This window comes from Pseudoclavibacter sp. RFBI5, assembly GCF_002931395.1.
Lineage (GTDB): Bacteria > Actinomycetota > Actinomycetes > Actinomycetales > Microbacteriaceae > Pseudoclavibacter.
The window spans coordinates 1-20,795 of the sequence record NZ_PSYA01000009.1 but is presented as its reverse complement, the minus strand read 5'-3'; the positions used below and the strand labels follow the sequence as shown (position 1 = coordinate 20,795).

24 protein-coding genes are annotated in these 20,795 nt (G+C 69.8%); 17 read left to right on the top strand and 7 right to left on the bottom strand.

Annotated elements, in window-relative coordinates; all coding sequences use genetic code 11:
• Positions 1 to 70: 70 nt before the first annotated feature.
• Positions 71 to 631: a TetR/AcrR family transcriptional regulator gene (locus C5E06_RS06810; protein ID WP_104306396.1), complete on the bottom strand. Its 561-nt coding sequence runs from the start codon at positions 629 to 631 to the stop codon at positions 71 to 73.
• Between the two features lie 54 nt (positions 632 to 685).
• On the opposite strand from C5E06_RS06810, the gene C5E06_RS06805 reads away from it, so the two are divergent.
• Genes C5E06_RS06805 through moaA form a run of 4 tightly spaced genes read left to right on the top strand, consistent with a single transcriptional unit; the run spans position 686 to position 3,190 of the window.
• Positions 686 to 1,090, top strand: coding sequence for a DUF1304 domain-containing protein (locus C5E06_RS06805; protein WP_104306395.1), 405 nt, complete (start codon positions 686 to 688; stop codon positions 1,088 to 1,090).
• A 44-nt stretch (positions 1,091 to 1,134) separates the two neighbouring features.
• Positions 1,135 to 1,656 (top strand): molybdenum cofactor biosynthesis protein B, encoded by a 522-nt coding sequence (locus C5E06_RS06800; protein WP_104306394.1) that lies wholly within the window; start codon positions 1,135 to 1,137, stop codon positions 1,654 to 1,656.
• The gene (locus tag C5E06_RS06795; RefSeq protein WP_104306393.1) at positions 1,653 to 2,075 is read left to right on the top strand and encodes a molybdenum cofactor biosynthesis protein MoaE; all 423 of its coding nucleotides are present in this window, start codon (positions 1,653 to 1,655) and stop codon (positions 2,073 to 2,075) included. Before C5E06_RS06800 ends, C5E06_RS06795 begins: the two co-directional genes overlap by 4 nt.
• Positions 2,072 to 3,190 (top strand): GTP 3',8-cyclase MoaA, encoded by a 1,119-nt coding sequence (gene moaA, locus C5E06_RS06790; protein WP_104306392.1) that lies wholly within the window; start codon positions 2,072 to 2,074, stop codon positions 3,188 to 3,190. The genes C5E06_RS06795 and moaA overlap by 4 nt, the downstream gene beginning before the upstream one ends.
• A gap of 16 nt (positions 3,191 to 3,206) precedes the next feature.
• Here the strand turns inward: moaA and C5E06_RS06785 are convergent, their stop codons facing one another.
• The 6 genes from C5E06_RS06785 to C5E06_RS06760 are packed head-to-tail and all read right to left on the bottom strand — an operon-like array spanning position 3,207 to position 7,470.
• A complete protein-coding gene (locus tag C5E06_RS06785) occupies positions 3,207 to 3,455 on the bottom strand; it encodes a MoaD/ThiS family protein (protein WP_104299216.1) in 249 nt (82 codons plus the stop codon).
• Positions 3,452 to 3,733 (bottom strand): DUF6457 domain-containing protein, encoded by a 282-nt coding sequence (locus tag C5E06_RS06780; protein WP_104306391.1) that lies wholly within the window; start codon positions 3,731 to 3,733, stop codon positions 3,452 to 3,454. The genes C5E06_RS06785 and C5E06_RS06780 overlap by 4 nt, the downstream gene beginning before the upstream one ends.
• The gene (locus C5E06_RS06775; RefSeq protein WP_104306390.1) at positions 3,730 to 4,503 is read right to left on the bottom strand and encodes a molybdenum cofactor guanylyltransferase; all 774 of its coding nucleotides are present in this window, start codon (positions 4,501 to 4,503) and stop codon (positions 3,730 to 3,732) included. Before C5E06_RS06775 ends, C5E06_RS06780 begins: the two co-directional genes overlap by 4 nt.
• Positions 4,485 to 4,958 (bottom strand): cyclic pyranopterin monophosphate synthase MoaC, encoded by a 474-nt coding sequence (gene moaC / locus C5E06_RS06770; RefSeq protein WP_104242218.1) that lies wholly within the window; start codon positions 4,956 to 4,958, stop codon positions 4,485 to 4,487. The genes C5E06_RS06775 and moaC overlap by 19 nt, the downstream gene beginning before the upstream one ends.
• Before the next feature lie 2 nt (positions 4,959 to 4,960).
• On the bottom strand, positions 4,961 to 6,220 hold the full coding sequence (gene glp / locus C5E06_RS06765) for a gephyrin-like molybdotransferase Glp (RefSeq protein ID WP_104306389.1): 1,260 nt from the start codon (positions 6,218 to 6,220) through the stop codon (positions 4,961 to 4,963).
• Positions 6,217 to 7,470 carry a ThiF family adenylyltransferase gene (locus tag C5E06_RS06760; protein WP_104306388.1) on the bottom strand — a complete coding sequence of 418 codons (1,254 nt, stop codon included), beginning with the start codon at positions 7,468 to 7,470 and terminating at the stop codon, positions 6,217 to 6,219. Before C5E06_RS06760 ends, glp begins: the two co-directional genes overlap by 4 nt.
• 209 nt (positions 7,471 to 7,679) lie before the next feature.
• Here C5E06_RS06760 and fdhD point away from each other — a divergent pair, with 209 nt between their 5' ends.
• The 13 genes from fdhD (at position 7,680) to C5E06_RS06690 (ending at position 20,729) form a co-directional block, all read left to right on the top strand.
• Complete coding sequence (fdhD, locus tag C5E06_RS06755) at positions 7,680 to 8,582, top strand: formate dehydrogenase accessory sulfurtransferase FdhD (protein WP_104306387.1); 903 nt, start codon at positions 7,680 to 7,682, stop codon at positions 8,580 to 8,582.
• A gap of 87 nt (positions 8,583 to 8,669) precedes the next feature.
• Positions 8,670 to 9,083: a molybdopterin-binding protein gene (locus C5E06_RS06750; RefSeq protein ID WP_104242210.1), complete on the top strand. Its 414-nt coding sequence runs from the start codon at positions 8,670 to 8,672 to the stop codon at positions 9,081 to 9,083.
• Between the two features lie 82 nt (positions 9,084 to 9,165).
• On the top strand, positions 9,166 to 9,912 hold the full coding sequence (gene modA, locus C5E06_RS06745) for a molybdate ABC transporter substrate-binding protein (protein WP_104242208.1): 747 nt from the start codon (positions 9,166 to 9,168) through the stop codon (positions 9,910 to 9,912).
• 56 nt (positions 9,913 to 9,968) lie between these two features.
• A complete protein-coding gene (locus C5E06_RS06740; protein ID WP_104242206.1) occupies positions 9,969 to 11,522 on the top strand; it encodes an MDR family MFS transporter in 1,554 nt (517 codons plus the stop codon).
• Between the two features lie 135 nt (positions 11,523 to 11,657).
• Positions 11,658 to 12,125 (top strand): SRPBCC domain-containing protein, encoded by a 468-nt coding sequence (locus C5E06_RS06735; protein ID WP_104242204.1) that lies wholly within the window; start codon positions 11,658 to 11,660, stop codon positions 12,123 to 12,125.
• Positions 12,126 to 12,319: 194 nt separating this feature from the next.
• Positions 12,320 to 13,333, top strand: coding sequence for a dimethylarginine dimethylaminohydrolase family protein (locus tag C5E06_RS06730; RefSeq protein WP_104242202.1), 1,014 nt, complete (start codon positions 12,320 to 12,322; stop codon positions 13,331 to 13,333).
• 3 nt (positions 13,334 to 13,336) lie between these two features.
• Positions 13,337 to 15,013 carry a thiamine pyrophosphate-binding protein gene (locus tag C5E06_RS06725; protein ID WP_104306386.1) on the top strand — a complete coding sequence of 559 codons (1,677 nt, stop codon included), beginning with the start codon at positions 13,337 to 13,339 and terminating at the stop codon, positions 15,011 to 15,013.
• The gene (locus C5E06_RS06720) at positions 15,010 to 15,603 is read left to right on the top strand and encodes a helix-turn-helix domain-containing protein (protein ID WP_104242199.1); all 594 of its coding nucleotides are present in this window, start codon (positions 15,010 to 15,012) and stop codon (positions 15,601 to 15,603) included. Before C5E06_RS06725 ends, C5E06_RS06720 begins: the two co-directional genes overlap by 4 nt.
• 172 nt (positions 15,604 to 15,775) lie before the next feature.
• Positions 15,776 to 16,666 carry an ABC transporter substrate-binding protein gene (locus C5E06_RS06715; RefSeq protein WP_104242197.1) on the top strand — a complete coding sequence of 297 codons (891 nt, stop codon included), beginning with the start codon at positions 15,776 to 15,778 and terminating at the stop codon, positions 16,664 to 16,666.
• A gap of 41 nt (positions 16,667 to 16,707) precedes the next feature.
• Entirely contained in the window at positions 16,708 to 17,673 is a 966-nt protein-coding gene (locus C5E06_RS06705; RefSeq protein WP_104242195.1) for an amino acid ABC transporter permease, read from the top strand.
• The gene (locus C5E06_RS06700; RefSeq protein ID WP_308471363.1) at positions 17,673 to 18,455 is read left to right on the top strand and encodes an amino acid ABC transporter ATP-binding protein; all 783 of its coding nucleotides are present in this window, start codon (positions 17,673 to 17,675) and stop codon (positions 18,453 to 18,455) included. The genes C5E06_RS06705 and C5E06_RS06700 overlap by 1 nt, the downstream gene beginning before the upstream one ends.
• Before the next feature lie 10 nt (positions 18,456 to 18,465).
• The gene (locus tag C5E06_RS06695) at positions 18,466 to 19,440 is read left to right on the top strand and encodes an NAD(P)-dependent oxidoreductase (protein WP_104242193.1); all 975 of its coding nucleotides are present in this window, start codon (positions 18,466 to 18,468) and stop codon (positions 19,438 to 19,440) included.
• Positions 19,437 to 20,729, top strand: a complete 1,293-nt coding sequence (locus C5E06_RS06690) for a M20 family metallo-hydrolase (RefSeq protein ID WP_104299204.1) — start codon at positions 19,437 to 19,439, stop codon at positions 20,727 to 20,729. Before C5E06_RS06695 ends, C5E06_RS06690 begins: the two co-directional genes overlap by 4 nt.
• The last annotated feature ends 66 nt before the right edge of the window (positions 20,730 to 20,795 follow it).

Here is a 20,795-nt window from a genome sequence, read left to right as displayed (position 1 = left end):
TCAACCGTGTGGTTGATGAACCCAGTGTGCGACGCGCGAGAGCACTTGTCAACCTTTCGATTGATGAAACTCAGGCTCGAAGGAGCTGGCGAGCAGCCTCGAGTGCGTTGCGTGCGGCATCGCCATCGACGCGCGCGATCGTCAGGGCGCCGACGACGGCCGCGGTCACGAGTGTGGCCGTGTGCTCAGTGAGGCCGAGCGCGCGGGTGCCCCGCGAGATCGCGCGCTCGAGCGTCGCTCGGTAGTCGGTGATCGAGGCGCGAATCTCCCGGTCTTCGGAGAGTGAGCTGGAGGCCGTCGCGAGCAGGAGGCAGCCTCGGACGTCGTCGCGGCGCCCTTGGGCTGCGACGGCAGCTGAGAGGCGAGCGAGGTAGTCATCGAGCGCGGATGCTGGTGTCGGGTCCGCGAGCAGCGGCGCGAGCAGCGGGTGCACGACGTCGTCCAGGTAGCTCTGCACGGAGGCGTCGAAGAGGCCGCGCTTGCTGCCGAAGGTGTTGTAGATGCTCGATCGGCTCAGGCCGGTGGCGGCCTCGATGTCGCTCGTCGACGCGGAGTCGTAGCCCTGGCGCCAGAAGAGGGTGCGTGCGCCGGCGATGACGTCCTGGCGGTCGAAGCTCATCGTGCGTGCCATGTGGCCTCCGATACTGTAACGTTCGTTGCAGAATACACCGATCCTGGAGCTGACATGTTTATCGCCGCCCTCGTCTTCGCCGCCCTCGCGGCGCTTGTCCACGTCTACATCTTCATCCTCGAGTCCGTCCGCTGGACGGCGGAATCGACGAGGAAGACGTTCGGCATCCCCTCCCTCGAGGTCGCCGAGACGACCAAGTCGATGGCCTACAACCAGGGCTTCTACAACCTCTTCCTCGCGATCATCGCCGGCCTCGGCGTCATCCTCGCGATCGCGGGCAACAGCGTGGTCGGCGCGACGCTGATCTTCGCCGGAGCGGGCTCCATGCTGCTCGCCGCGCTTGTCCTCGTCACGAGCGACCGCACGAAGCTGCGCGCCGGCGCCGTCCAGGGCAGCTTCCCGCTGCTCGCCGTGGTGCTGCTCGGCATCGCAGCCGCCACGGGAGCACTCGCCGCCTGAGCCGAGCTGGGCTGACGGGCAAGACAAGCGGGTACGCTCGATCCATGCAGGAAGCGTCCCCAGCACAGCAGGCCACGATCGCCGTCATCACGGTCTCGGATCGGTCTTCGCGGGGCGAGCGCGAGGACCTCTCGGGTCCGGCGGCGCTCGAGGCGCTCGCCAGGCACGGCTACACGGCGGTGACGCTCAGCGTCGTCCCCGACGGAGCCACGGTCGTCCGTGACGCCATCGCCTACGCGGCGGATTCGGACGCGCACATCATCCTCACCCTCGGCGGCACGGGCCTCTCGCCGCGCGACGAGACGCCGGAGGCCACCTGGCCCCTCATCACCCGCGAGCTTCCCGGCATCGCCGAAGCGCTGCGAGCGACAGCGCGCGACCGGGTCCCGACGGCCGTGCTGTCGCGCGGGCTCGCAGGCATCATCGACCGACCGGGGCGCGGAGCGCCGAGCCTCGTCGTCAACCTCGCCGGCTCACCTGGCGCGGCACGGGACGGCGTCGCGCTGCTGGCCCCGCTCATCCCGCACATCCTGGACCAGCTCCGCGGCGGAGACCACGCTCCGTGAGTGCCAGCCCCCTCGCCCGAGTCACGAGCGACGAGCTGCTCCTCGCCGAGCACCTCGCCGCCGTCGAGGATCCCCACGCGGGCGCCGTCGTGACCTTCATCGGCCAGATCCGGGACCACGACCCCGAAGCGAGCGGACGAGTCGTCTCGCTCGACTACACCGCGCATCCCGACGCCGAGCGCGTGCTCCAGAGCCTCGTCGCGCACCACGGCCGCGACGGCGTTCGGGTGGCCGTGAGCCACCGCATCGGACACCTCCGAGTGGGCGACATCGCCCTCATCGCCTGCGTAGCCAGCGCGCACCGCGGCGACGCCTACGAGGTGAGCCGGGCTCTCGTCGAGGCGGTCAAGGCCGAGGTGCCGATCTGGAAGCAGCAGCACGAGGTCGACGGCGCAACCTCCTGGGTGGGTCTGCCATGACCGGCGTCCCCGTCACGATCGCTCGCCGCCCGAGGCTCGTGGAGCCGCAGCTCGAGCCGTCTCCCGGAGACCCGATCGTCGACAAGCACGGCAGAGTCCACCGCGACCTGCGTATCTCCCTCACCGACAAGTGCTCGCTGCGCTGCACATACTGCATGCCGGCCGAGGGTGTCGAATGGCTGGCCAAGGCGAGCATCCTCTCCACCGAGCAGATCGTGCGCATCGCCCGGATCGCGGCGGCCTCCGGCATCACCACGTTCCGGCTGACGGGCGGTGAGCCGCTCCTGCGTCCCGACGTCGTGGAGGTCGTGCGGCGCATCTCCGAGCTGCATGGCCCGGATGGCCCAGTCCAGGTCGCGATGACCACCAACGGCATCCGCCTCCCGCAGATGCTTCCCGACCTCATCGACGCCGGCCTCGACAGGCTCAACATCTCGATCGACACGATCAGACGCGAGCGCTTCACCGCGCTCACGAGGCGAGACAAGCTCGATGAGGTGCTCATCGGCATCCGCGCCGCCCAGAACTCCTCCCTTCGGCCCCTCAAGCTCAACGCCGTCGCGATGCGCGGCGTGAACGACGACGAGATCGTCGAGCTCGTGGAGTTCGCCATGGAGCACGACGCGCAGCTGCGCTTCATCGAGCAGATGCCGCTCGACGCCGGACACACCTGGGACCGCGCGCAGATGGTGACGCGCGAGGAGATCCTCGAGTCGCTCAGCGCGAGGTTCACGCTCGAGCCGGTGCCCGGCCGCGGCGGCGCCCCCGCCGAACGGTGGACGCTCGACGGCGGCCCGCACACGGTCGGCGTCATCGCCTCCGTCACGGCGCCCTTCTGCGGCAACTGCGATCGCCTGCGCCTCACCGCCGACGGTCAGCTGCGCAACTGCCTGTTTTCGACGAGCGAGTACGACCTCATGCCGATCCTCCGAGCCGAGGCCGCCAGCTCAGGAGACTCCAATGCTGCGGCCGACACCACGGCGAGCGCCACCGCGACGGACCTCGCGATCGATGGCCTGCTGCGCTCGTGCATCCACAACAAGCTGCCGGGGCACGCCATCAACGACCCGAGCTTCCTGCAGCCAGCACGAGGGATGAACGCCATCGGCGGCTGACGACCCGGCGGTCGCTTCAGCCTCCAGCGAAGGGCGGCAGCACGTCGACGGATGCACCGGGTGCGATCGGTGCGTCGGCGTCGGAGGTGCGCACGCCGTCGATCAGGAACGAGCACCGGGAGAGCACCTCCGCGACGTGGACGTCGCCCGAGGGGTTGAGCGTGCGGACGAGCGCGGCCACCGTCGCCGCTTCGAGCGTGAAGTCGCTGCCGCCCACGGCCTCCGCCGCTCCGGCGAAGACGCGGACGCGGCTCGGGGTGCTCACGACTCCTGCTCCCAGGAGAGGGCGCGAGCCGTCACGAGCTCAGCGAGTCGGCTGAAGGCCTCGGGGGAGTCGGAGGCGGAACTCTGCCGGCCGAGGGCGAGCCCCAGCGCGAAGGTCGTGAGCGGCGCCGCTGGCCTGGCGACGTTGTGCGCGACGTCCTTCGCGACGTCGAGGAGCGCTGCGATGTCGATCTCGTCGTCGATCTCGAGCACGCGCTTGGCCTCGGCGAGCCAGGCGTCGAGTGCTTCCGGTGGCAGGTGCTTGGGAGTCTCGGTCATGGTCTCTGGGTCCTTCCGTGAGCGGTGATGGTCTGCTGTGCTGCGCGAGCACGGTCGGCCGCGAGCTGCTCTGGGGTGTCGATGTCGGCGCTGGCGCCACACCGGTCCGGCACTCGGGTCAGTGCGAGGGACTCCAGGACGTGGCGGAGGGCCAGGCCATGGGCACCGGACGCTGCGGCCGCACGCTCGAGGGCGCGCTTGAGGGCCGTCGTGCGGTAGATGCCGGCAAGCCACTGCGGGCGTCCATCGCGATCGACGACCACGAATCCGTCGGGGCCGCTCACGGTTGCGCCATCCGCCGAGGCAGCCCCCTCTGCCAGGGCAGGTGGGGAGCCTTCCCCGTCAGCGTCAGCTTCCCCGTCAGTTCCACCGTCGGACGCCGCCGTGCCGCGGCCGCTCGCCTCCGTGAGGAGCTCGACGAGCGCAGGAGCTCGGGGCAGGTCGCAGGCGAGCAGGAGCAGCCACGGTGCCGAGACGCTGGGGAGCGCGGCCGCGAGGCCAGCTGCCGGTCCGCCGAACGGGGGGTCCTCGCGGATCAGCTCGGCGGGTGCCTGCACGGCGACCGCACCGACCACGATGGTGCGGCTCGCACCGGCGTCGTGAGCCGCGCCGAGCGCCACGTCGATGAGGCGCCTGCCCCCGACCTCGAGGTCGCCCTTGCTGACGCCACCGAGACGGGAGCCGCGGCCACCCGCGAGGATGACCGCATCGAGCCCCGGGGTCGGGCGGCGGCGGCTCCGCGGCACCTGCGCTACTGCTCGCGCTTCCACGGCCCCGACTTCCCGCCCGTCTTCGCGATGAGCTTGATGTCTCCGATCGTGACCGACTTGTCGATGCCCTTGACCATGTCGACCAGCGCGAGCGCTGCGACCGAGACGGCAGTGAAGGCCTCCATCTCGACGCCGGTGCGGTCGGCGGTGCGCACCGTCGCCGTGATGAGCACGCCGTCGCCACGCAGCTCGAGATCGACGGTGGCGCCGTGCACGCCGATGATGTGGGCGAGCGGCAGGAGCTCCGCGCACTTCTTCGCGCCCTGGATGCCGGCGATGCGCGCCACGGCGAACGCGTCTCCCTTCGGCACTGCATCGTTGGTGAGGGCCTCGAGCACGTCGGTGCCGCAGTAGACCATGCCGGATGCCGTCGCGGCCCGTACCGTCGGCTGCTTCTCGGTGACGTCGACCATCCGTGCGTGGCCGGCTGCGTCGAGGTGCGTGAAGTTCGTCATGGTCAGAGTCTGGCACCCACGTCCGACATCAGGCGGACCACCTGCACGACGTCGCCCTCTTCGACCCGCTCGACACGCGCATCCACGATGGCGTAGCCGTTCGCGTCGGCGAGGCTGCCCACGAGGTGCGAACCCGAGCCCCGCGCGGCGGCTGGCGAGACCACGACCCCCGACTCGGTGGTGCGGATGCGCGCGGGCAGGTACTGGCGGCGCCCGGGCGGCGTGCGCCAGCCCGTCTCGGCGCGCGCGCTCAGACGCGGGTCCTCGACGACGGAGGCTCCTTGCAGGGCGCGCAGGCACGGCCGCACGAAGACGAGGAACGACACCCAGGCGCTGACGGGGTTGCCGGGGAGGCCGAAGACGAGCGGGCCGAGCTCGCCCTCGCCGACCCACGGCTCGGCGAGGCGGCCGAAGCCCTGTGGCTTGCCCGGCTGCATCGCGACCTTCTCGAAGCGCACCTGGCCGCCGGGGGAGAGGAGCTCCTTGACGGGGTCGTAGGCGCCCATGCTCACGCCGCCCGTCAGTACGATCACGTCGCAGCGGCCCGCGAGTGCCTGCAGTGCGGCCTCCAGTTCGGCGACCTCGTCGGAGACTCGGACGACGTTGACGAGCTCGCTCCCGTGCTCGATGGCCAGGGAGGAGATGAGGAGTGAGTTCGAGTCGGGGATCTGCCCGCGCTCGAGCGCCTCGCCTGGTGCGACGAGCTCGCTTCCTGTGGCGATCACGGCGACGCGTGGGCGTCGCGCGACGGAGACCGTGCCGTACCCGGCCGAGGCCAGTGCGGAGAGGGCCTCGGCGCTCCCGCGCGACCCCGCGGTGACGAGCGGGTCTCCTGGCTGGCGGTCCTCGCCGGCCGAGCGGATGTGCACGCCGCGCTTCGCCGGGGCGGTGATGCGCACCCGCCGCTCGCCGCCGTCGGTCGCCTCGACGGGCACGATCGCGTCGGCGTCCGCCGGGACGGGGGCGCCCGTCATGATGCGGGCGGCCTGCCCGCTCGCGAGCGAGGGGTCGGAGGCGGTGCCCGCCGGAAGATCCGCGACGACGTCGAGGATCACCGGTGTCTCGGGGCTCGCTGCGGCCACGTCGTCGGAGCGGACCGCGTAGCCGTCCATGGCCGAGTTCGTCCAGGGTGGCAGCGCGTATCGCGACACGAGGCTCTCCGCCAGGTACCTGCCGTGGGCTGCCGCCAGCGGAACGGTGTCGCTCGGAAGCTGGCGGGACTCGCCCAGCACGCGTGCAAGCTGCGTCTCGACCTCGATCATGCCCGTGCCCCCGTCTGAGGCGCATCCGCGCCGAGTATGCCACTGGACGCTCGCATCGCCTGCAGCTGAGGTGTCTGCACCACTCGCACGTCGAAGCCGTGCTGTGCGAGGAGCAGCGCCGCCCGCCTGGCCCTCGCAGCGGAGACGCAGTAGAGGTTGAACGGGGCATCCGGCGTGTCCGCGTGCACCCCCTCGGGCCCGAGGAGTCGCGTTCTCAGCACGTCCGGCTCGCGTTCCAGCTGGAGCAGCTCGCTGAGCGGCAGCGAGTAGGCACCTGGCAGCGCATCGACGGCGTACTCGTCCGGCTCGCGCACGTCGATCAGCTGGCCGTGCGAGTCCCGAACCGGATCGAAGTCAAGCAGGGCCGGCCTCGACTGCGGGGATGTTCGGTCCTCCTCCGGTGCGGGGGATGCTGTCTGCGACGACAAGCCTGCCGCCGACGGGGCCGATGCTCCCGCCGCGCGGTCACGGGCGGCGTGATCGGCTGCCCGGAGCGGGACCTCGGAGACGCGCATCATGAGCGCCTCGACGACGAGGAGCCTGCCGAGGAGCACATCGCCGATCCCGGTGATGATCTTGATCGCCTCGGTCGCCATCATCGAGCCTACGACGCCGCAGAGCGCGCCGAGCACACCCGCCTCGGCACACGACGGCACCGCGCCCTCGGGCGGTGGCTCGGGGAACACATCGCGCAGCGTGACGCCCTCCGCCGGCGCCGGCGGCGTCGACCAGAACACGGTGAGCTGCGCGTCGAAGCGCAGCACGGACCCCCACACGAGCGGCAGGCCGAGGCTCGTGCACGCGTCGGCCACGGCGTAGCGCGTGGGGAAGTTGTCGGCGCCGTCGAGAACGAGGTCGTAGCCGCCGAGGATGCGCTCGGCGTTCGAGCCGTCGAGGCGCTCATCGTGCTCCACGACCGTCACCTCTGGCGCGAGGCGCCGGAGGCTGCGGGCGGCGCTCGCGGTCTTGCGAGCGCCGACGTCGTCGATGCCGTGGATGACCTGCCGGTGCAGGTTGCTCGGCTCGACCGCATCCGCGTCGATGACCCCGATCGTGCCGACTCCCGCGGCCGCGAGGTACTGCAGGGCCGGAGCGCCGAGGCCCCCGGCTCCCAGGACCGCGACCCGGCTGGCTGCGAGGCGGCGCTGCCCGATCTCGCCGAGCTCGGGCAGGCGGCGCTGTCGAGCGGTTCGGGCGAGCTCGTCACCCCGGAGTGCTGGGGACGGTTCGACAAGCGGTGCGAGGCGCATGGCGTCACCCTACCGCCGCATCCCGCGCAGCCAACCGGCAGGCGAGCCTGCTCGGGGTTCGCCTCGCGCCCTCGCGCCCGCGACGCTCGCCGCGCTCGCCGCGCAGGGCTGACTTGTGGTCGCTACCCGCGAGGAATGACGACCAGAAGTGCGCTTTCGGCAGGAATGGTGGGCGGGCGCGGATGCGCGCGGCGAGCTAGCATGATCGCGTGGGTCGGATCACGGTGCGACGGAGCGTCACACGCCTGAGCCTCGGGAAGCCCCCGAGCAGGAAGGCCGACTTCCTCGCGGCCGAAGAGCCCCTCGAGATCCGCGTCGGCGGACAGCAGCTGGCGATCACGATGCGCACCCCGGGCAACGACTTCGAGCTCGCGGCGGGCTTCCTCGTCTCCGAGGGCGTCATCTCGCGCGGCGAGCAGTTCCGCTCGGCGATGTACTGCGCCGGTGCCGACGGGAGCGCGGATGGTCTCAACACCTACAACGTGCTCGACGTCCGCCTCTCCGCTGAGACCCCGCCGCCTGACCCCGACCTCGCGCGCAACTTCTACACCACGAGCTCCTGCGGACTCTGCGGCAAGGCGAGCATCGACGCCGTCGAGCTGACCTCGAGCTACGACGTGGCCCTCGACCCCGTCACACTTCAGGCGGCTCGGCTCGTGACGTTCCCCGACAGGCTCAGGGAACAGCAGGAGGTGTTCGAGAAGACCGGCGGCCTGCATGCTGCGGCGCTCTTCGACGCCGCGACCGGCGATCTCCTCGTGCTGCGCGAGGACGTCGGACGGCACAACGCCGTCGACAAGGTCGTCGGCTGGGCGGTGCAGAACGACCGGCTCCCGCTGACCGGGACGGTGCTGCAGGTGTCGGGCCGATCGAGCTTCGAGCTCGTCCAGAAAGCGAAGATGGCGGGCATCCCTATCCTCGCGGCCGTCTCAGCCCCCTCATCGCTCGCCGCAGACCTCGCCGAGGCCAGCGGCATGACCCTCATCGGGTTCCTCCGCGGGGAGTCGATGGTCATCTACTCGCGCCCTGACCGCATCCTCGACGCCGAGGAGATCGAGCTGGGAACGGAGACCGAGACAAATACTGAGACCGAGGCGGGGGAACGGAGCTAGCGCGCATCAGCGGCTCGGCAAGCGCAGCTGCGGTTCCCAACAGAGCACGGGCCACGCACATGCGGGAGCGCGTGAGAAGATGCCCGCATGGCAGAACAGCGATACCGGGTCAGCGAGGCCGCATCGCTCCTCGGGGTCAGCGACGACACCGTTCGTCGCTGGGGTGCGAGCGGCCGCCTCGACCTGCAGGGAGACGCCGGCGCGAAGACCGTCGCGGGCGTTCAGCTCGCGGCTCTCGCCAAGGAGCTCGCCGACGGCGACGCCAGAGCCGACTCGGGCGAGCTGCCGCCCGCATCCGCCCGCAACCGGATGCGAGGCATCGTCACCAAGCTGACGCTCGACACCGTCATGGCCCAGGTCGAGGTGCAGGCTGGCCCGTTCAGGATCGTGTCGCTCGTGTCACGCGAGGCCGTCGACGAGCTCGGCCTCGAGGTGGGGAGCCTCGTCGTGGCCAGCGTGAAGGCGACGAACGTGGGAATCGAAGGAGTGCACAGTGCCTAGGAAGCGGAGACCAGGAACGCTCCGGTCCGTCGCCGCCGCCCTCGGGATCCTCGTCCTGGGCGCGCTCGCAGGATGTGCTCCGATGACAGCCCCGACTGGGCCTACCGGCGAGGCGTCCGTGTCTCCGTCACCCAGCGAGACCGGCCCGACCGGCAACGTCACCGTGTACGCCGCGTCCTCGCTCACCGAGACCTTCACGCAGCTTGCGGGGGAGTTCGAAGCGGAGCACCCCGGCGTCACCGTGACCCTGAACTTCGGGGGCAGCTCGACGCTCGCGGACGAGATCGTGGCGGGCAGCACTCCCGTCGACGTGTTCGCCTCCGCCGACGACGCGACGATGAAGACGGTCGTGGATGCGGGACTCGTCGAATGGACCCCCGCGACGTTCACGCGCAACGCGCTGGTCATCGTGACGCCAAAGGGCAACCCGGCCGGTGTCACGGGCCTCAAGGACTTCGCCGACCCCACGCTGAAGATCGCCGTCTGCGCCGCGAAGGTTCCCTGCGGCGCCGCGAGCGCCAAGCTGTTCGAGCAGAACGACATCGTTCCGAAGCCCGATACCAAGGAGAGCGACGTCAAGGCGGTGCTCACGAAGGTGCGCCTCGGCGAGGCCGATGCCGGACTCGTCTACGCGAGCGACGCGAAGGCCGCGGCGAGCGAGGTCACGGCCATCGAGTTCCCCGAGGCGCTCGACGCGGTCAACAACTACGGCATCGTCCCGCTCAAGGCCGCGCCCAATCCGGAGGCGGCCGCCGCCTTCACCGAGTTCATCCTCACGGCGCGAGGCGTCGAGGTGTTCGATGAAGCCGGCTTCCTCAGCCTGACGTGAGCGACGCGCCGGGGAATGCGGAGGGCGGTCGCCGCGTTAACCCCGACCGTGCGGGCATGCCCGCACGCCAAGATCTGAACCTCTCAAGGAGTACTGTGACCGACTCGCGCACCGCGACCCGCGACGCCGAACCGACCCCAGCTGAGTCCGCATCCGCGGGCGCAGCCGCCTCCACGAGCGAGCTCGGCGCGGACCCGCGCACTCGCTTCGTGATCCCACTCCTGCTCGTCTCCGCGTTCGTCGTCATCCTCAACGAGACGATCATGGGCGTGGCCCTGCCCGCCCTCAACGCCGACCTCGGTATCCCGCTGGCGACCGGCCAGTGGCTCACGACCGCCTTCATGCTGGTCATGGCCGTCGTCATCCCCATCACGGGCTTCCTGCTGCAGCGATTCCACGTGCGCCAGGTGTTCATGGCGGCGATGATCCTCTTCTCGCTCGGAACGCTGCTCTGCTTCCTCGCGCCCGGCTTCGAGGTCCTGCTCCTCGGCCGCATCGTGCAGGCCTCCGGTACCGCCATCATGATGCCGCTGCTCATGACGACCGTGCTCAATATGGTCCCGCCGGAGCGTCGTGGCCGCACGATGGGCAACATCTCCATCGTCATCTCCGTGGCACCCGCAATCGGACCGACGGTCTCCGGCCTCATCCTTCAGGTCTTCGAGTGGCGCTGGATGTTCGGCTTCGTCCTCCCGATCGCCATCGTCGCGCTCGTGCTCGGAGCCCTGTTCATCAAGAACGTCACCGAGCCGCGCCAGGCGAAGATCGACGTTCTCTCCGTCATCCTCTCCGCCTTCGCGTTCGGCGGCCTCGTCTACGGCTTCTCCGGGCTCGGCGAGAGCTCGGCGACGGCCGTCGTCCCCGCGTTCGTCCCGATCCTCGTCGGCGTGCTCGCGCTCGGCGCGTTCATCTGGCGCCAGATCGCGCGCCAGAAGACGGACTCCGCGCTCCTCGACCTGCGCGTCTTCACGAGCCGCCAGTTCACGGTGTCGCTCATCCTCCTCGCGGTGAGCTTCATGTCGCTGTTCGGCACGATCATCCTGCTGCCCATCTACATGCAGGAGGTGCTCGGCTACGACACCCTCCGCGCTGGCCTCACCCTGCTGCCGGGTGGCCTCACGATGGGTCTGCTCGCGCCGTTCGTCGGTCGTCTCTTCGACCGGTTCGGCACCAAGCCGCTCATCATCCCCGGCTCGCTCGTCGTGAGCACGGCGATCTGGGGCATGACGATGCTCGGCGAGAACTCCGAGCAGTGGATGGTCATCGCCGCCCACGTCACCCTCTCGATCGGCCTCGCGCTCATGTTCACGCCGCTCATGACCAGCGCGCTCGGCGACCTGCCCAAGTCGAGGTACTCGCACGGCTCCGCCGTCGTGACGACGGCGCAGCAGCTGGCCGGCGCCGCAGGCACGGCGATGTTCGTCGTCGTCATGGCCAACTCGACGCTCGCGGCGGCCGGTGAGGGCCTCGCGCCCATCTCGGCGGAGGCGCAGGGCATCCACTCTGCCTTTCTCGTGGGCGCGTGCATCTCGCTCGTCACCATCGTCGGCACGTTCTTCGTGAAGTCGACGCCGAAGCGCGCCGACGCGGAGATCCCGATGGGTCACTGAGCCTGCTCAGCAGACGGAGGGCCCGGCACCAGAGACTTCTGGTGCCGGGCCCTCCGTTCGTCTGGCCTCGGACGCTCTTCCTGCCGAGATTTGCGAAGATGGGGAGTCGAACATCCACCGAGCTGAGGAGCGACCATGGCTGACGCGCCCGAGATCGTCGAGAAGTCCATCACCTTCGAGGCCGCACCGGAGCGGCTCTGGAGCATGCTCACGGAGCAGGAGTCGTTTGCGAGCTGGTACGCGTTCGGTGGCGCGACGATCGAGGCCGAGCCCGGGGGAGTGCTCGCCGTCCACTGGCCGGAGCACGGCACGTTCCGCGGCGAGGTCACGCTCGTGGAGTCGCCGCGTCGCTTCGGCTACCGCCTCGCCGCGGTGCCGGAGGAGGACCCGCAGCCGCAGAACAGCACCGTCGTCGAGTTCACGATCGAGCCGGCAGACGGCGGGTCGGCGCTGACCGTGCGCCATTCGGGTTTCGAGGAGCTCGAAGGCCTCGCTGCGGACTCGACGTCGGCCGAGATCGAGACGATGGCCTGGACGGCGGCGCTGCCGTTGCTGCGAGAGGCGCTCGGCGAGGCCCCTGCGGAGGAGATCCCACTGCTCTGATCCAGCTGCTTGCTCTGATCCCGCTGGTGGGTGACGGGCGCCGCATCGTGCCTGGATTCGGCAGAAGTTACGGGCTCGAAACATGGGCGTCACGTGCTCGGAAACGAGCAACCGTAGTTTCGCACTAGACAACGCATGATGTCGTGAGCGAAACTTCTCGGAGTCGCAACGACGCGACCACGAAAGGTTTTCACATGACCGACGTCGACCCCACCCTCGAGATGTCAGACGGCGCCTTCCACCGCCTCCTCGGCCCTGAGGCCGAACCCGGCTTCCTCGCCGACTCCGAGCTGCCCGCCTACTGGGGCCGCAAGTGGGGTGCGCAGGACGAGGTCGGACGCCTCCGCACCATCATGATGCGACGCCCCAGCGCCGGCCTCGAAGCCGTCGAGAAGGCGGGGGAGTCGACCTGGATGCCCGAGATCGGCGCCTACGTCGACCCGGACCGCCGCTGGTACTGGTCTGGCCGCGAGTTCCCCGACCTCGAGAAGCTGCACAGCGAGTTCGACAGCTTCGTGCAGGTGCTCGAGGACAACGAGGTCGAGGTCGTCATGGCCCCCGACCTCGCCCCCAGCTTCACGAAGTCGGTCTTCACCCGCGACCCGCTCGTCACGATCCCCGGCGGCGCGATCATCGGCCGCCTCGCACCGCGCATGCGGCGAGGCGAGGAGCAGTCGATCACGCAGACCGTTGCGGCCCAGGGCATGCCGATCCTCGGCACGATCACGGGCACGGGACTCGTGGAGGGCGGCAGCTTCATCAAGGTGCGCCCCGACCTCGCGTTCTTCGGCACCTCCGTGCGCTGCAACGTCGAAGGCTACCGTCAGCTCAGGAACATCCTCGAGGAGCAGGGCATCGAGCTCGTCCACTCGCAGATGCCCGGCTACCAGATCCACCTCGACCTGTGCTGCGCCATGCTCGACGACGACCTCGCGCTCGTGAACTCGCGCATCGCGCCATATGACTTCCTCGACGCGCTCTGGAAGCTCGGCATCGAGACCGTCGACGTCGCACCCCAGGAGGACTGGGCTTGCAACCTCCTCACACTCGACCGCCGCAAGCTGCTCTTCCCCTCGCACCTGCCCCGCACGGCGGAGCTCCTCAACTCGAAGTACGGCGTGGAGATCATCCCCGTCACCTACCGCGAGATCAACAAGAACGGCGGCGGGCTGCACTGCTCGACCATGGAACTCCAGAGGGACTGGTAAGCGATGTCAGAGAACGTCACCGGCGGGGAGCTCGTCATCCGAACGCTCGAGGCGCTCGGCGCTGAGCGAGTGGTCGGACTGCCCGGCCAGCACGCGCTGCCCATGTTCGACGCGCTCGGCGACTCGTCGCTCGACTACCTCGGTGCGCGGGTCGAGAACAACGCGGCGTTCATGGCGGATGGGCACGCACGCGTCACCGGAACGGTCACCCCGCTGCTGCTCTCGGCCGGCCCCGGAGCGCTGACGGCGCTCCCCGGTCTGCAGGAGGCGGCGACGGCGAGCTCGCCCGTGCTGCTCATCTCGGCGCAGGTGCCGACCCCCGGTATCGGCGGCCAGGCCCACGGCTACCTGCACGAGCTGCGCGACCAGGAGTCGCACTTCCGCGGCATCGCCAAGGGTACGTGGAGCATCCGCTCGGTCGACCAGATCGTGCCGACCCTCGTCGAGGCGTGGCGCACGGCGCAGAGCGCCCCCGCTGGCCCCGTCTACGTCGAGGTGCCGCACGACGTGCAGCAGGCGAGCGTCGAGCTCGCGGACGGGCAGCTCGGCGGCCTCGCGGCGGAGGCGTACGCGCTCGCTCCAGAGGCCACGGGTGCGCAGCTCGACGCCGTCGCGAGGCTCCTCGCCGAGTCCTCGACGCCGCGCATCTACGCGGGCGGCGGCGTCGTCCGCTCCGGCGCCGGGGAACTGCTCGAGCAGCTCGCCGAGCAGCTGCAGGCCCCCGTCGTCACGACCTACGGCGGCCGCAGCGCCTTCCCGTGGGCGCATCCGCTCTCGGCCGAGGGGTGGATCGAGGACATCGCGACCACCGAGTTCCTCGAAGCCGCCGACGTGCTGCTCGTCGTGGGCACCGGCCTGAGCGAACTCTCGTCGAACTACTTCCGACTCGCCCCGACGGGCACCGTCATCCACATCGACGCCGACGCGCGTGTGCTCGGCGCGAACCACGAGGGCACGATCACGCTCCGCTCCGACGCCGGCCTGGCGCTGCAGGGAGTCCTCGACCGCCTCCGCGCGAGCGAGCTCGGAGAGCGAGCGGATGCGCGCCCCGCCATCGACGAGCTCCTCGCGACCGTGCGCGGCAGGCTGGACGCGCAGCCCCTCGCCACGGAGCGGGAGATCATGGACACCCTGCGCTCGGCCATCCCCGACGAGGTCGCGACTTTCTGGGACATGACGATCAGCGCCTACTGGGCCTGGTCGGCGTGGGATGCGCGCGGCGGCGTGTACGAGAACGGGCAGTGCGGCGGCCTCGGGTTCGGGCTGCCGGCGGCCATCGGCGCCTCCTTCGCCTCCCGCTCGCGCGAGACGCCGAACGGCGCCCCCGTCGTCGCGATCTCCGGCGACGGCGGAGGGCTCTACGGTGTCGCCGAGCTGTCCACACTCGCGCAGTCGCAGCTCAGCGTGACCTGGCTCGTCGTCGACGACGGCGGCTACGGCGTGCTGCGCGGCTACATGAACGAGGCCTACGGGCGGGCCACGGCGACCGAGCTCACGGGCCCCGACTACCTGGCGGTGGCGCGTGCGTTCGGCATCGAGTCGAGGGCTGTGGAGCTGGACACGCTCGCCGACGAGCTCGCCGCGAGCATCCGCACCCCCGGACCCCGCGTGCTCGTGCTGCCCGCCACCCTCGAGCTGTTCGAGGCGACCCACACGCACCGGCCGGCGGTCCACCGATGAGAGCCCTGCCCGTCGTGCCGCGCAACGAGCCCGCCGCCATCGGCGGCAGGCTCCGGTCGGTGCGCCAGCTTCGCCAGATGACGATCGAGCAGCTCGCCAGCGCGACGGGGCTCAGCAAGAGCTTCCTCAGCCGTGTCGAGCGCGACCAGACGTCGCCGAGCGTCTCCACGCTCGTGCTGCTCTGCGACGTGCTCAACATCGAGGTCGGCGAGCTCTTCAGCGCACCGGATGCGCAGCTCGTCCGCTTCGACGACGCACCGCAGATCAACCTCGGCGGCACCAACGTGTACGAGCGCCTGCTCAGCCCCCGCAACGACCCGCGCTTCCAGGTCGTGCGCTCCCGCGTCGACGCCGGCATGTCCGGAACCGGCGGGGAGGAGCTGTACTCCGTGAACTGCGAGGTCGATTTCCTGCACGTGCTGCGCGGGTCGATCACGGTGGTGCTCGCCTCCGAGACGTGGGAACTCGAATCCGGGGACTCGATAACGCTCGACGGTCGCGAGCCGCACACGTGGCACACGCGCGACTCGACAGAGGGGGTCGAACTCCTCTGGGTGCTCGCCCCTGCCGCGTGGGGAGGCACGACCTGACCTTGCCCGACCCACTACTGTCGTTCACCGGCACAGACCGAGCGATCGCTCGGCACGTAACGCCCTTGTAAACCCTGCGTGACTTGGCGCCTCCGGCGGCAAGTTGCCTCCTAGATTACGCATGTTGCCTACAGATGATCACTGCTGGTGATCAAGAGAAGGAGAAATTCACATGGCATCCAAGAAGCTCATGAAGGCGGGCCTGGCTGGCGCCTCGTTCGTCGCCCTCACCGCACTGCTCGCCGGATGCTCGTCCGGTGACGCGCCGGAGGCCGACGTCTCCGAGGTCGCCGTCGACGAGGCGGCCGTCGCGCTCCTCCCGCAGGAGATCGCCGACGCCGGCACCCTCACGGTCGGCACCGAGGCGTACTACCCGCCCTACGAGTACCTCGACGCCGACGGCGCCACCGTCATCGGCCTCGACATGGACCTCATCAAGGCCGTCGGGCAGAAGCTCGGCCTCGAGGTCCAGATCGAGAACGTCGCATTCGACACGCTCCTCCCGTCGCTGGACACGGCACGCTACGACGTCGTCGTCGCCGCCATGACCGACACCCCCGAGCGCCAGGAGAACTACGACTTCGTCGACTACTTCAACGCCGGCCAGGGCATCGTCGTCGCAGAAGGCAACCCGGAGGGCATCACCGCCGAGGCCGACCTCTGCGGCAAGGCCGTCTCCGTGCTCCGCGACTCCGCGCAGCAGGGCATCCTCGAAGCCTTCAACACCGACATCTGCGCATCGAGCCCCATCGAGATCTCCGCGCAGGCCACCGACAACGACGCCCTCATCCAGGTGCAGTCCGGCCGCGCAGCAGCGTCGGTCAGCCAGTACCCGGTCGCGAGCTACAACGTCGAGCAGGCAAGCGGCTTCGAGCTCGCCAACGAGGAGCCCTTCCAGCCAGAGCCCCTCGGCATGGCAGTCGCGAAGGACAACCAGCTGAGCGCAGCCATCCAGGCGGCGGTCCAGTCCCTCATCGACGACGGCACCTACACCGAGATCCTGACCTCCCACGGTCAGGAAGGCGGAGCCGTCGAGGAAGTCACGATCAACGGCGCCGAATAGGCCCCGCGGAGACTGACGAACAACAACGGAGCTGAAGAACAGTGAACACCTCGACCGGCCCCTCCACGGGCGCGACGGGAGCGGTCACCACCGCCCCCGCCGCGCCCGCGGCCGACGCCCCCAAAATCGTCCCGCTGCGGCACTACGGCCAATGGATCTTCGCCGCGATCGTGCTCCTCTTCCTCGCGAAGCTCGTCTACGACGTCGCGACGGGATCGAGCATCCGCTGGGAGAAGGTCGGCTCGAGAGTCTTCGCAGAGGCCATCATGCAGGGCCTCCTCATCACCATCATGCTGACCGTGGTGAGCATGATCCTCGGCATCATCGGCGGCATCACCCTCGCCGTCATGCGCATCTCCAGCAACGGAGTGCTTCGCGCCATCTCGAGCGGATTCGTGTGGATCTTCCGCGGGACGCCGATCCTGGTGCAGATCCTGATCTGGTTCAACCTCGCGCTGTTCTTCCCGCAGATCGACCTGATCTTCATCCAGCTCGACACCAACGCCCTCATCCTGCCGCTCACCGCGGCCGTCCTCGGCCTCGCGGCCAACGAATCCGCCTACATGTCGGAGATCATCCGCGGTGGCATCATCTCCATCGACCCTGGCCAGAAGGAGGCGGCCGAGGCGCTCGGCATGACGCAGGGCAAGATCATGTTCCGCATCATCCTCCCGCAGGCGCTGCGCTCCATCGTGCCGCCCATGGGCAACGAGCTCGTCACGCTCCTCAAGGAGACGTCGCTCGTGTCGGTGATCGGCGCTGGAGACCTCCTCACGCGAGCCCAGCAGATCGGCGCCGCCGACTTCAGCCGCATGGAGATGCTGCTCGTCGCGAGCATCTGGTACCTGATCCTCACCTCGATCGCGAGCATCGGCCAGGGCTTCCTCGAGCGCAAGCTCGGCAAGTCCCGAGGCTTCACGACCCCGGAACCCGTGTGGAAGCGAGTGCTCACCTCGATTCTGCCCAACCGCAGGTCTGCAGGAACAAGCAGAGAGGCAATCCGCTGATGCCCGCATCCGCACCCACCGCACCCATGATCGAGCTGCGCAACGTCGCGAAGTCGTTCGGCAGCGTCGAAGTACTCAAGGACATCTCGCTCGACGTGCACGCCGGCGAGGTCGTCAGCATCCTCGGTCCGTCAGGCTCCGGGAAGTCGACGCTCCTGCGCTGCCTCAACCACCTCGAGACCGCCGACCGCGGCGTCATCAGGGTGGCGGGGGAGCCCGTCGGCTACAAGGAGAAGAACGGCAAGCTCTACGAGCTGCGGCCGAACGAGATCGCGAAGCGCCGTCGGGACATCGGCATGGTCTTCCAGCGCTTCAACCTGTTCCCGCATATGACGGCGATCGAGAACATCATCGAATCGCCCGTGCAGATCCTCGGACACAAGAAGTCGGCGGCCATCGCTGCCGCCAAGGAGCTGCTCGAGCAGGTCGGCCTCGCCGACAAGGGCGACAACTACCCGTCGCAGCTGTCCGGCGGGCAGCAGCAGCGGGTCGCGATCGCCCGTGCGCTCGCCATGAAGCCCAGCGTGCTGCTCTTCGACGAGCCCACCTCGGCACTCGACCCGGAGCTCGTCGGCGAGGTGCTGCAGGTCATGACGAAGCTCGCCAAGGAGGGCATGACCATGGTCGTCGTCACGCACGAGATCGGCTTCGCGCGCGACGTCTGCGACCGTGTCGTGTTCATGGACGGCGGCGTCATCGTCGAGGAGGGCGCCCCGGAGGACGTCATCCAGAACCCCAGGCACGAACGCACGAAGCGCTTCCTGGCGCGCGTGCTCAAGTAGGCGGGCTGACATGACACGTCCACTGGTGATCTTCACCGACACGACCGACCTCTCGCAGGAGCCCGCCTCGAGGCTCCTGCGGGAAGCGGGCTACGCGACCGCCCACCTCGAGCTGCCGACCGCACCGGGACCCGACGCGGTCGTGCCCCGCGAGCACCTCGCCGCCGTCGCCGCGGTCGTCGGCTACGCCCGCATCACGGCGGACGTGCTCGCGCAGCTCCCATCGCTCCGGCTCCTCGCGACGAGCTCCGTCGGCACCGACATGATCGACGCGGATGCGGCCGCCGCCAGAGGCGTGAAGATCGTGACCCTTGCTGGGGTCGCGACGGAGGAGGTCGCGGCGCACGCGCTCACGCTGCTGCTCGCCGCCGAGCGCTCCCTGCTGCGGAGCCTGCAGCTCGTGCGGAGCGGAGAGTGGACGGACGAGGCCACCGAGCGCCTCCGCGTGCCGCGACGCCTCAGCACGCTCACGCTCGGTCTTGTCGGGCTCGGCCGCATCGGCGGCAGGCTCGCCGAGATCGCGCGCCCCAGCTTCGGTCGCATCCTCGCCTTCGACCCCTACGCGCAGGCGGCACCGGACGGCGTCGAGCTCGTCGGCTCCCTCGAGGAGCTCCTGCGCTCCTCCGACTCGTTGAGCCTCCACCTGCCGCTCACTCCAGAGTCGAGGGGCATCATCGGCGCCGAGGCACTCGCCCTCCTGCCGGACGGCGCCGTCGTCGTCAACGTCTCGCGGGCCGGCCTCGTCGACGAGGCCGCCGTTCAGGCCGCCCTGGCTGACGGCTCCCTGCGTACCTACGCCGCCGACGTCCTCGACGGGGAGCCCCCGCACCCGAGTGACGCCATGCGCACCGACCCCGGCACGCTCATCACTCCGCACACGGCCTGGTGGTCGGACGCGGCACTCGCCGGCTACGAATCGCAGCCAGCGCTCAACATCATCGCCGAGCTCGGCGCACCAGCCGACCCCACCGGGAGCACTTCATGACAGACAAGCCCGGCCTGCCGCACGCGCAGGCAGACGCAACAGCATCCACCCCCGCCGCCGCGCACGAGAGCTTCCTGCGCGACTTCGACACGATGGGCGAGTTCGGGGCGACGGGGCACGGCGGCGTCGACCGCCAGGCCGCGAGCGATGCCGACAACGCGCAGCGCCGCTGGTTCCAGGCGCTGCTCGAAGGGCGCGGCTTCACCGTCGAGTACGACCGGATCGGCAACCAGTTCGGCCTCCTCGAGCTCGTCCCCGGCGCGCCGTTCGTGCTCATCGGCTCGCACATGGACTCGCAGCCGACCGCCGGCAAGTACGACGGCGCCTACGGCGTGCTCGCCGCGGCGCACGCGGCGTTCCGCATCGCCGACGAGGCAGCCGCCGGCGGCATCGACGGCGTGAAGTACAACGTCGCCGTCGTCAACTGGTTCAACGAGGAGGGCTCGCGTTTCGTGCCCTCCATGATGGGATCCTCCGTCTACACCGGCGTGCTGCCGCTCGAGAAGGCCCTCGCCGTCCGCGACAAGGCCGGCATCAGCGTCGAGGAGGCGCTGCGGCCCACCGGCTTCCTCGGCGAGGGCACCGGCCCCGTCGCGGCGCTGTGCGCTGAGATCCACATCGAGCAGGGCCGCCTGCTCGAGAACGCCGGCACGACCATCGGACTCGTCACCGCGACCTGGGCCGCCAGCAAGTACCGGGTCGTCGTCAAGGGCGAGCAGGCCCACTCGGGGGCGACCGTCATGGAAGACCGCAAGGATGCGCTCTACGGCGCCTCCCTGCTCGTCGTCTTCGCGCGCGAGCTCACCGACCGCTTCCCCGGCAAGCTGCACACGGCCGTCGGGCAGCTCGACGTCTACCCGAACTCGCCCGTCGTCGTCGCGAGCGAGGTGACGCTGCTGCTCGACCTGCGCAGCGACGACGAAGCCCTGCTCGCCGAGGCCAACGCCCTCCTGGACGCGCGCTTCGCGGAGATCGAGGCGAAGGCCCACGTCGAGATCGAGCGCACCCTGTCGCACTCGTGGGACGTCAACCCGTACCAGCCAGCCGGCGTCGACCTGGCCCGCTCCGTCGCCGAGGAACTCGGCCTCTCGAACGACGAGATCATGACCGTCGCCGGCCACGACTCGACGAACATGAAGGAGCTCGTGCCGACGGTCATGCTGTTCGTGCCCTCCGTCGACGGCATCTCGCACAACGAGGGGGAGTACACGGAGCCCGCCGACCTCGTCGCCGGCCTCGATGTCCTCACCGGAGTCGTGCGGCGCCTCGTCACCGGCCACCTCTCCTGACCCTGCCCCGCCCTGTCCTGTCCTGTCCTTGCCTGTCCCCGCCCCGCCTGCCCATTTCTGACCCCC